A 10411-nucleotide genomic window follows, 5' to 3' on the forward strand; every position below is an offset into this window, starting at 1 on the left:
TTTTATTTAAACAGTAAAAGGCAAACACCTGTAACCATTATATTTAGAATTGCTAATGGGATTAAAATCTTCCAACCCAAATGCATTAATTGATCGTATCTAAAACGTGGAATTGTCCAACGAACCCACATATAGAAGAAAATAAATCCACAAATTTTGATAAATAAAGCTAAGAAACCTAAAATATTGGCGGTATTTACTCCAACGTTTTCCACCATCCATTGCATTCCTGGATAATTGTATCCTCCAAAGAATAAAATAGCTAAAATAGCTGATGAGATAAACATATTTGCATATTCAGCAAACAAGTAAAATCCCATTTTCATTGATGAATATTCGGTATGATAACCGCCAATTAATTCCGATTCACATTCTGCTAAGTCGAAAGGCGTTCTGTTTGTTTCTGCAAAAGCACAAATTAAAAATATCAAGAAAGAAACTGGTTGATAAAATACATTCCAATTCATACCTGATTGTTGTGCCGATATTTCTTTCAAACTTAATGTTCCAGTCATCATTAATAAAGCAATCATAGATAATCCCATGGCAACTTCATAAGAAACCATTTGTGATGCTGCACGAACCGCTCCCATTAAAGAAAACTTATTATTTGATGCCCAACCACCAATCATGATACCATAAACCCCAACAGAAACTACTGCAAATATGTATAATAATGCATTGTCAATATCGGTAGCTTGTAATAAAATATCTCTTCCAAAAAGGTGTAATTTATCACCCCAAGGAATTACAGCACTAGTCATTAAAGCAGTACTCATAGCAATAGCTGGCCCTACAACGAATAAAAATTTATTAGGTGTATTAGGTTCAAATTCTTCTTTCGAAAATAATTTTAATCCGTCAGCAAGTGGTTGTAATAATCCGCCCCAACCGGCACGATTTGGTCCAACCCTATCTTGAAGAAATGCCGCAACTTTACGTTCTGCCCAAGTAGAATACATCGCCATAAGCATTGTTAAAGCAAAAACTGCAACAATCACAACACTTTTTTCTATTATAAATGCACTATCCATTTTTCTTTGAATCTATAAGGTTGCCATCAATTTTTTCGTTGTAATCAATCTCAGACATACTGATTTTTTTATGATCTTCTTCTCTGCCTTCTAATATTAATTTTTCAGTAGCAATTTCAACTTTTTCTAATTTCTGAGTATAATTATTTTGATTAATTACCGAATCTTTCTCGAATTCACGAGGCCCTTCAATAGTCCAATCATTAACATCTTTATGATCAAAACGACATCCGTTACAGATGAACTCTTCTACTTCATGATATTCGTCTTTACGACCTGTTACTCGTTGAATTTCTCCACCAAACATCCAAACAGTTGTTTTTCCGCAACATCCTGGAGTTGTACATTCTCTGTGTGCATTGTAAGGTTTATTGAACCAAACTCTCGATTTGAATCGGAAAGTTTTATCGGTCAAAGCCCCAACAGGACAAACATCGATCATATTTCCAGAAAATTCATTATCAATCGCTTTTGAAATACACGTTGAGATATTAGCATGATCACCACGATCCATAACACCATGCACTCTATTGTCTGTCAACTGATCTGCTACTTGAACACATCTTTGACATAAAATACAACGATTCATGTGTAATTGAATATTTGGACCAATATCTTCTGGCTCAAAAGTTCTTTTTTCTTCAATAAAACGAGATTTTGGATTTCCGTGTTCGAAGCTTAAATTCTGCAAATCACATTCTCCAGCTTGATCACAAACTGGACAATCTAACGGATGGTTAATCAACAAAAATTCTGTTACCGATTTTCTTGCTTCTTGTACTCTTGGAGAAGCTTTACTCGCTATTTCCATTCCGTCTTGACAACCCGTTACACAAGATGCCATCAATTTAGGCATTGGTCTTGGATCTGCTTCGCTACCTTTAGTTACATCAACTAAACAACAACGACATTTACCGCCACTACCTTTTAGTTTTGAATAATAACACATGGCTGGCGGCACTAATTCTCCACCAATCATACGCGCAGCTTGCAGGATTGTTGTTCCTGGTTCTACTTCTATACTTTGTCCGTCTATTGTTACTTTCATTCTATCTTTGTTTGGGAATTTAAAGTTTGTAAATATCAACCTTTAAACATATAACTTTTAATCGCCTACTTTTTATTTAAGAAATAATCATTATATAATTTGATTACCTCTTTAATTTGATATAATTTATAATAATTATTTGAATCCATCCATTTTTGATATAATTCTGGAAAATCCTTAATTTGTTCACCTAATGTTTTTCTTGTATCAAAAACTCCAAATTTTAACAAAATATTATCTTTCAAAACAAACTCATGAAATCCAGAATTTGGACCTCCGCTATATTTATCTTCTTGATACAATTTAAAATACGATAATTTTCCTTTTATAACTTCGTGATAAAAATAACTATAATTATCTTGCTCAAAACTTACAAATTTAAAATCTCCCGATTTTGTGTTTTTAATTAAAAAAGAAGCTAAATCTTTTGGTTTAAAAACAATTTTTTCATTTTTATTATTTAGTATTTTTACTTTGCTTCTAACAGAAACTGCTTTAAATATTGTATTATCAAAAAGGTTTGTTTCAACAAAAAACTTACAATTGATTGTATCATTTGAACTTGTCACCACATATCCATTAAAATTTTGGCTATAAATATTTTTAGAAAAAAAGATTAAAATAATTAAAATAATTTTTTTCATGATTCTTTGAATTACACTATTACTTTTCCTATCAAATGCTTCACTTTCTCAAATGGCTCATTCACAAAATGGTCTCTATTTTTTATTTTTTCTGGAAAACGAACATGGTATTCAAACTCGTCTCTAAAATGACGAATCGCTGCGGCTACTGGCCAAGCTGCTGCATCACCTAAAGGACAAATCGTGTTTCCTTCAATTTTACTTTGAATACTCAATAGTAAATCGATATCTTCTTCACGACCGTGACCGTTTTCTATCCTATGTAATATTTTTTCCATCCAGCCTGTTCCTTCGCGACAAGGTGTACATTGACCGCAAGACTCATGATGGTAAAAACGAGAGAAATTCCATGTATTACGAACAATACATGCCGTATCATCATATACAATAAATCCGCCTGAACCTAACATAGATCCTGTAGCAAAACCTCCGTCTGATAAAGATTCGTAAGACATTAATCTATCTTCGTTATTGGCTGTTTTGTATATTAAATGTACTGGTAAAACAGGTACTGAACTTCCTCCAGGCACTAATGCTTTTAGAGGTCTGTCTGAACTCATTCCGCCTAAATATTCATCCGAATTCATGAATTCGTAAACGCTTAACCCCATTTCTATTTCGTAAACTCCTGGATTTTTGATATTTCCTGATGCTGAAATTAATTTGGTTCCTGTAGAACGACCTATTCCTATTTCGGCATAAGCTGCACCTGAATTATTTACAATCCATGGCACTGCGGAAATTGTTTCTACATTGTTTACAACCGTTGGATTTCCCCAAAGTCCAGAAACTGCAGGAAATGGTGGTTTGATACGAGGATTTCCTCTTTTCCCTTCCAACGATTCGATTAATGCGGTTTCTTCACCACAAATATAGGCACCACCACCAATTTGAACATATAAATCCAAATCGTAACCAGTTCCTAATATATTTTTACCCAACCAACCAGCAGCTTTTGCTTCGGCGATGGCTCTTTCTAAAATTTTGTAAACCCACATATATTCTCCACGAATATAAATGTAAGATAGGTTTGCACCTAAAGCATAACTAGAAGTAATCATTCCTTCGATTAATAAATGAGGAATAAATTCCATCAAATATCGGTCTTTGAATGTTCCTGGCTCTGACTCATCAGCATTACAAACCAAATGACGTGGTTTTCCCGATTTTTTATCGATAAAACTCCATTTCATTCCTGCTGGAAAACCTGCTCCTCCACGACCACGAATTCCAGAAGTTTTTACCTCTTCGACTACTTCGTCTGGTGTTAACGTTTTTAGTGCTTTTTCTACCGATGCATAACCGCCTTCTTTGCGGTATACTTCGTAAGTTCTAATTCCTGGAACGTTTATTTTGTCTAATAATATTTTTTTTGACATCTTATTTATCGTGTAATATTATTTTATTGTCTTTACAATCTGCAATTAACTGATCTATTTTTGCTTCCGTTAGGTGTTCTTGGTAAAAATCACCTAGTTGCATCATTGGAGCATAACCACAGGCTCCAAGGCATTCTACACCACGAACTTCAAATAGTCCATCAGTAGTTGGCTCTCCCACTTTTACACCTAATTTATCACATGTGTAATCCATTAAATTTTCGGTTCCGTTCAAACAACAAGGTGAAGTATGACAAAATTCGAACATGTATTTACCTATAGGTCTTTGGTTAAACATTGTATAAAATGTAACTACCTCATACACTTCAATAGGTTTGATATACAAAATTTCAGCTACTTTGTCTTGCAATTCAATACTCAACCAATTGTCATGAGCATCTTGCACTTCATGCAAAACAGGCAATAATGCCGATTTTCTTTTATCTTCTGGATAATGACTGCACAATTCATTGATACGCGTCATCAAAGCTTCCGTGATATTGATATTTTGTTTGATCTGTGTTTTTTCCATAATTATTAAGCGTCTAATTCGCCCGCAATTACATTAAGGCTTGATAATATTACGATAGCATCCGATAATAATGCTCCTTTAATCATTTCTGGATATGCTTGATAGTATATAAAACAAGGACGACGGAAATGCAATCTGTACGGTGTACGACTTCCATCGGTAGTTAAATAAAAACCTAATTCTCCGTTTCCTCCTTCTACAGCGTGATAAATTTCAGCTACTGGAACAGGAACTTCTCCCATTACAATTTTGAAGTGATAAATTAATGATTCCATATTGTTATACACATCTTCTTTTGGAGGAAGGTAATAATCTGGAACTTCTGCATGGTACACATTTCCTTCTGGCATTTTAGCTAATGCTTGACGAATGATGCTTAAACTTTCCCAAACTTCGGCATTACGAACACAAAAACGGTCATACGTATCACCTGATTTTCCTACAGGAATTATAAACTCAAAATCTTCGTAAGAAGAATAAGGTTCAGCAACACGAACATCATAATCGATACCCGCAGCACGTAAATTTGGACCTGTAAAACCGTAAGCCATAGCTTGTTCGGCAGTAATAGGTCCTACATTTACCGTTCTGTCAATAAAAATTCTATTTCTTTCAAAAAGATTTTCAAATTCTTTCCAACAAGCAGGAAATTCTTCTAAGAAAGTGTTTAATAATTCGAAAGCTTTTGGTGACCAATCTCTTTCGAAACCGCCAATTCTTCCCATATTTGTTGTTAAACGAGCACCACAAATTTCTTCGTAGATTTCGTAAATTTTCTCTCTAAATTGGAATACGTATAAAAACCCGGTATAGGCTCCAGTATCGACACCTAAAATCGAATTACATATAATGTGATCCGTTATACGCGCTAATTCCATTACAATAACTCTTAAATATTGTGCGCGCTTAGGCACTTCAATATCTAATAATTTTTCTAATGTCATCCACCAAGCCATATTATTGATAGGCGAAGAACAATAGTTCATTCTGTCTGTCAACGGAGTGATTTGGTAAAAAGGACGATTTTCGGCAATTTTTTCGAACGCACGATGAATATAACCAATGGTTGGTTCGGCATCAACTATACGTTCACCATCCATCAACAAGATATTTTGAAAAATACCGTGAGTGGCTGGGTGAGTAGGTCCTAAATTCAAGATCGAAAGTTCACTTCCGTCTTCATTTAGTTTCTCTTTAATTATTTTAGCATAGCGATGCTCTGGTGGTAATAATAGTTCTGACATTTTATAATGTTGAATTATTTATTTTTATGAATTTGATGGTGTTCTACCAAAAAATCTGTCGTCTTTGTCTGTTCTTCCTGAATCTTCCATTGGAAATTCTTTTCTCATCGGAAAAGATACCATTTCGTCCATATTCAAGATTCTTTTTAATTGTGGATGACCTATGAAATTGATTCCGTAGAAATCATAGGTTTCACGTTCCATCCAATTGGCACACAAGAAAATATTTGAAATTGTTTTTATTTCAGGTATTTCTCCATTGATAAAACTTTTGATTCTGATTCTTTTATTTTCAATCCAATTGTGCAAATGATATACTACAGCAAACTGCTCGTTTACATCGTTATCTGGATAATGAATGCCGCACAAATCGGTTAAAAAGTGAAAATTTAAAGATTCTTCATTCTTCAAAAATAAAATCACTGAAGTCATTTTATCAGATGCTACTTCGAAAGTAAAAATGTCTTTTTCTTGACGAAAATGCATGACGCTCTCTCCGAAAGTTGCTGTTAATTTATCTTGAATTTGGGTGTTTTCTAAAGCCATGTTCTTATTTAATGTTATAAGATGCTAATAGTTCTTGATATTCTGGCGAGCTACGACGACGAACAGATTCAGACTTAACCAATTCTTGTAAACGCATTACGCCATCTACAATTTGTTCTGGTCTTGGTGGACAACCTGGCACATAAACATCTACTGGGATTACTTTGTCTATTCCTTGTAAAACAGAATAGGTATCGAAAATTCCTCCCGAAGATGCACAAGCTCCAACTGCGATTACCCAACGAGGTTCTGCCATTTGTTCGTAAACTTGACGTAAAATAGGCGCCATTTTTTTTGAAATGGTTCCCATAACCATTAGCATGTCTGCTTGGCGAGGAGAGAAACTTACTCTTTCTGAACCAAAACGCGCTAAATCGTAATGAGAAGCCATAGTAGCCATAAACTCGATTCCGCAACAAGAAGTTGCAAAAGGCAATGGCCACATAGAATTGGCACGAGCTAATCCTACAACATCATTTAATTTTGTTGCAAAAAAACCTTCACCAGTTACTCCTTCTGGAGCTTCTACAATATTTATATTTGAACTCATTTTTTATTATTTTGAATTATAAATGATAAATCATTTAAAATAAAATTAATCCCACTCAAGGGCTTTCTTTTTAATAATATAGAAAAAACCTACCAACAATAATGACATAAAAATTACCATCTTAACCATGCCTTCCATTCCTAATTCTTGAAAATTGATTGCCCAAGGATATAAAAATATCACCTCAACATCAAAAAGCACAAATAAAATAGCAACCAAAAAATATTTTACAGAAAAAGGAATACGAGCGTTTCCAATAGATTCGATACCACTTTCAAAGTTTTTATCTTTATTTACAGATGATCTTTTTGGACCTAAAAAACTTGATCCAATTATAGTTAATACCACAAATCCGACAGCAAGTCCCATTTGCATAAATATTGGTAAATAATCTAATTGATTTGATTGCATTGTTTACAAATTAGTTTTTATCATTTACAAAGATACATGGCTGGAATTAAATCGCAACCAAAAATGGCAATTTCAACTAAAAAAAATCATATTATCTAGTTATTTTTATTGTTTCTAAATAACAACGTGTTAAACATTAAATTTTTATTTGATTTTGAAGAAAAAGAATGAATTAAAATCAATAAAAAACTCAAAATCCAAACAATTAGATTTATTTAAGAAAATCTTTAAAATAAATACAATATAGTCTAAAAAATTAACAAAAATGGTACTAATTTTGATATAGTTTTAATGAAATTTTAACCATCTATTTACTCTTAATTTTTTAATCCAAATGAAAACGAAAAATTTTGTTTATTTGTTTATTGCAGTTCTTATTTTTCAAGCTTGTGGCAGAAAATCAGCCGCCGATTTTAATTCAGATTTTTCATTATTTAAGGGTATAATTTCAAACTTTACTGGAGGTATTGTCTCGGCGCAATCCGACATTCGAGTTGTACTTGCTTTTGATAAAAAAGATTGGGTTAAAGATCAGGTTTTAGACAATGATTTATTTGATATTTCTCCAAGCATAAATGGAAAAGTAGTGGCGTTATCTAGCAACACTATTGCTTTTATTCCTGAAAAAAAACTAGATCCAGATACAGAATATCAAGTCACGTTGAAAGTCGACAAAATCTTAACGACTGTCAAAAAAGAATTAGCAGATTTCAATTTTACTGTAAAAACGCTAAAACAAGATTTTCTTGTCACCACACAAGATATTCAATCATATAGCAAAGATTATCAATACCTAAACTGTACACTAAAAACAGCCGATAATATTGATTTTGAAACTGCTCAAAAATTAGTAACTGCTGAACAAAGTGGAAAAAATGTCGCTGTAAAATTCATCAAATCTACAAGTACATCTACTGAATTCAAATTTATTATTGATAGTATTCAACGCTCAGACAACGATAGTAATCTCGAGATTTTATACGATGGAAATGATTTTGACATAGATCAAAAAGGCAAAATTGACTATACTATTATTGGAAAAGACAACTTCAAAGTGGTCAATGTTTCTATTCCAGAAGGTGACAATCAAACCTTGTTAATCAATTTTTCTGATGCTTTACAAAAAGGACAAGATTTTAAAGGATTGGTATCTATTCAAAATACAAAAAATTTAAAATTTAGCACACAAGGCAATTTATTGAAGGTGTTTTTCAACAACGAAGTCGAAAAAGCACCAATAAAACCAGTTGTTACGGAAGCAATTGTTGAAGCGGTAGATTCTGCTGCTGTTGCTGTCGATTCGGCTGCAGTTGCAGTTGACGAAGCTGTCGAATATGTAGAACCAATCGAAGAAACGACAACTCCAGAACAAATACTATCTGGGAATGTTTTAGTAGAAGTTTTTCAAGGAATTGAAAGTGAGAATGGTTATAAAATGAAACAAAATTTCTCAACAACCGTTTCGTTCGACCAAATAAAACCAAATGTAAAGTTCACTAAAAACGGAACTATTCTGCCAAGTTCTAACAATTTAAAACTAAACTTTGAAGCCGTAAACTTAAGTGCTGTCGATGTTAAAGTGTATAAAATATATAAAAACAACATTCTTCAGTTTTTGCAATATAATGATTTAAATGGCGCGCAAAATCTAAAAAAAGTAGCACAACCAATTGCTAAAAGCACCATAAATCTGAAGGAAAACAAATTGGTGAATTTTGCAGAATGGAACACTTTTGCACTCGATTTATCAAAAATTATCACACCCGAACCAGGTGCAATATATCGTGTCGAATTTTCATTCAAAAAGAAATACTCTCTTTACAAATGTGATGGTTCAACTGACGAAGAAGAAGCTACTGAAGAGGAAGAAACTGATGAAAACGATGTGAATTATAGCGGAAACAGCTATGATGACTATTATTATGAAGATTATGATTGGCGAGAAAGCGAAGATGCTTGTTCGCAATCTTACTTTTATAATACAACAATAGGAACCAATATTTTAGCTTCCGATTTAGGAGTAATTGCAAAACGTGGCGAAAACAAGTCCTATTTATTTGCTGTAAATAATATTGTGACTACTGAACCAGTTTCGAATGCAAGAGTTGAATTATACAATTTTCAGCAGCAAAAACTAGCCACCGAAGCCACAAATAGCGAAGGAATTGCAAAATTTGAATTGGATAAATTCGCTTATTTTGCCATCGTTACTCTTGGAGACCAATCTACTTATGTAAAACTAGATGACGGAAATTCACTTTCGGTTAGTAATTTCGATGTCGCTGGAGAAGCTTTGCAAAAAGGCTTGAAAGGTTTTATATATGGAGAACGTGGCGTTTGGCGTCCTGGTGATAATTTGTACTTGTCCTTTATTTTTAATGATGCCGCGAATAAAATTCCAAATGCGCATCCAATAAAATTCAGACTTTCTGATCCTAACGGAAAAACAACGTATCAAACGATTCAGAAATCGAACGAACTCAATCATTATAGTTTTATAGTTCCTACCGATGCCGATGCGCCAACAGGAAGTTGGGAAGCGATGGTTAGCGTAGGTGGTGCAAAATTTTATAAAAACATTAAAATTGAAACCATCAAACCCAATCGTTTAAAAATTAAAAATGTTTTCAAAAACGCAGTACTTTCTTCTTCTTATCCAAACACCAGTAATTTGCAAGTCAATTGGCTTCATGGTGCTGTGGCAAAAGATTTAAAGGTAGAAATGCAAGCCAAATTTTCACAAGATGTTACTAGTTTCAAAGGTTATGAGAAATATGATTTTGATGATGAAGTTCGTCAATTTAATACCGAAGAAATTAATGTTTTTTCAGGAAAAGTAGATGCAAACGGAAGAGCATCAGTCACTATCGATCCTAAACTACAAGGTCAAGCACCCGGAATGTTACGAGCTGCTTTTATGACCAAAGTGTATGAGGAAGGTGGCGATTTTAGTACAGATGTGATGGCAACAACCTATTCTCCTTACAAAACGTATGTAGGATTAAAATTGCCTGAATTAACAA

10 protein-coding genes are annotated in these 10411 nt (G+C 33.4%); 1 reads left to right on the top strand and 9 read right to left on the bottom strand.

The genetic code is table 11. From position 1 onward, the window contains the following. Positions 1-2 precede the first annotated feature (2 nt). From nuoH to ACKVOV_RS02520, 9 genes are all read right to left on the bottom strand, one after another. Positions 3-1034, bottom strand: coding sequence for an NADH-quinone oxidoreductase subunit NuoH (gene nuoH / locus ACKVOV_RS02480; RefSeq protein ID WP_409205196.1), 1032 nt, complete (start codon positions 1032-1034; stop codon positions 3-5). After that, the gene (locus ACKVOV_RS02485; RefSeq protein WP_409205197.1) at positions 1027-2082 is read right to left on the bottom strand and encodes a 2Fe-2S iron-sulfur cluster-binding protein; all 1056 of its coding nucleotides are present in this window, start codon (positions 2080-2082) and stop codon (positions 1027-1029) included. The genes nuoH and ACKVOV_RS02485 overlap by 8 nt, the downstream gene beginning before the upstream one ends. A gap of 65 nt (positions 2083-2147) precedes the next feature. Continuing rightward, positions 2148-2726 (bottom strand): hypothetical protein, encoded by a 579-nt coding sequence (locus ACKVOV_RS02490; protein ID WP_409205198.1) that lies wholly within the window; start codon positions 2724-2726, stop codon positions 2148-2150. 11 nt (positions 2727-2737) lie between these two features. Next, entirely contained in the window at positions 2738-4105 is a 1368-nt protein-coding gene (gene nuoF, locus ACKVOV_RS02495) for an NADH-quinone oxidoreductase subunit NuoF (protein ID WP_409205199.1), read from the bottom strand. Between the two features lies 1 nt (position 4106). After that, positions 4107-4637, bottom strand: coding sequence for a complex I 24 kDa subunit family protein (locus ACKVOV_RS02500; protein WP_409205200.1), 531 nt, complete (start codon positions 4635-4637; stop codon positions 4107-4109). A gap of 5 nt (positions 4638-4642) precedes the next feature. After that, positions 4643-5881 carry an NADH-quinone oxidoreductase subunit D gene (locus ACKVOV_RS02505; RefSeq protein WP_409205201.1) on the bottom strand — a complete coding sequence of 413 codons (1239 nt, stop codon included), beginning with the start codon at positions 5879-5881 and terminating at the stop codon, positions 4643-4645. Positions 5882-5905: 24 nt separating this feature from the next. After that, complete coding sequence (locus tag ACKVOV_RS02510; protein ID WP_409205202.1) at positions 5906-6427, bottom strand: NADH-quinone oxidoreductase subunit C; 522 nt, start codon at positions 6425-6427, stop codon at positions 5906-5908. Between the two features lie 4 nt (positions 6428-6431). Next, positions 6432-6977 (bottom strand): NADH-quinone oxidoreductase subunit B, encoded by a 546-nt coding sequence (locus ACKVOV_RS02515; RefSeq protein ID WP_011964321.1) that lies wholly within the window; start codon positions 6975-6977, stop codon positions 6432-6434. Positions 6978-7022: 45 nt separating this feature from the next. Beyond that, a complete protein-coding gene (locus ACKVOV_RS02520; protein WP_394758997.1) occupies positions 7023-7388 on the bottom strand; it encodes an NADH-quinone oxidoreductase subunit A in 366 nt (121 codons plus the stop codon). A gap of 334 nt (positions 7389-7722) precedes the next feature. Here ACKVOV_RS02520 and ACKVOV_RS02525 point away from each other — a divergent pair. Continuing rightward, on the top strand, positions 7723-10411 hold a 2689-nt coding region (locus ACKVOV_RS02525), incomplete at its 3' end, for an MG2 domain-containing protein (RefSeq protein ID WP_409205203.1).

The organism is Flavobacterium sp. (assembly GCF_046153165.1).
GTDB lineage: Bacteria > Bacteroidota > Bacteroidia > Flavobacteriales > Flavobacteriaceae > Flavobacterium.

What these genes read in the sequence shown, in the direction of transcription:
- nuoH (WP_409205196.1), bottom strand. Translation starts at nt 1,034, where the DNA reads ATGGATAGTGCATTTATAATAGAAAAAAGTGTTGTGATTGTTGCAGTT.
- ACKVOV_RS02485 (WP_409205197.1), bottom strand. Translation starts at nt 2,082, where the DNA reads ATGAAAGTAACAATAGACGGACAAAGTATAGAAGTAGAACCAGGAACA.
- ACKVOV_RS02490 (WP_409205198.1), bottom strand. Translation starts at nt 2,726, where the DNA reads ATGAAAAAAATTATTTTAATTATTTTAATCTTTTTTTCTAAAAATATT.
- nuoF (WP_409205199.1), bottom strand. Translation starts at nt 4,105, where the DNA reads ATGTCAAAAAAAATATTATTAGACAAAATAAACGTTCCAGGAATTAGA.
- ACKVOV_RS02500 (WP_409205200.1), bottom strand. Translation starts at nt 4,637, where the DNA reads ATGGAAAAAACACAGATCAAACAAAATATCAATATCACGGAAGCTTTG.
- ACKVOV_RS02505 (WP_409205201.1), bottom strand. Translation starts at nt 5,881, where the DNA reads ATGTCAGAACTATTATTACCACCAGAGCATCGCTATGCTAAAATAATT.
- ACKVOV_RS02510 (WP_409205202.1), bottom strand. Translation starts at nt 6,427, where the DNA reads ATGGCTTTAGAAAACACCCAAATTCAAGATAAATTAACAGCAACTTTC.
- ACKVOV_RS02515 (WP_011964321.1), bottom strand. Translation starts at nt 6,977, where the DNA reads ATGAGTTCAAATATAAATATTGTAGAAGCTCCAGAAGGAGTAACTGGT.
- ACKVOV_RS02520 (WP_394758997.1), bottom strand. Translation starts at nt 7,388, where the DNA reads ATGCAATCAAATCAATTAGATTATTTACCAATATTTATGCAAATGGGA.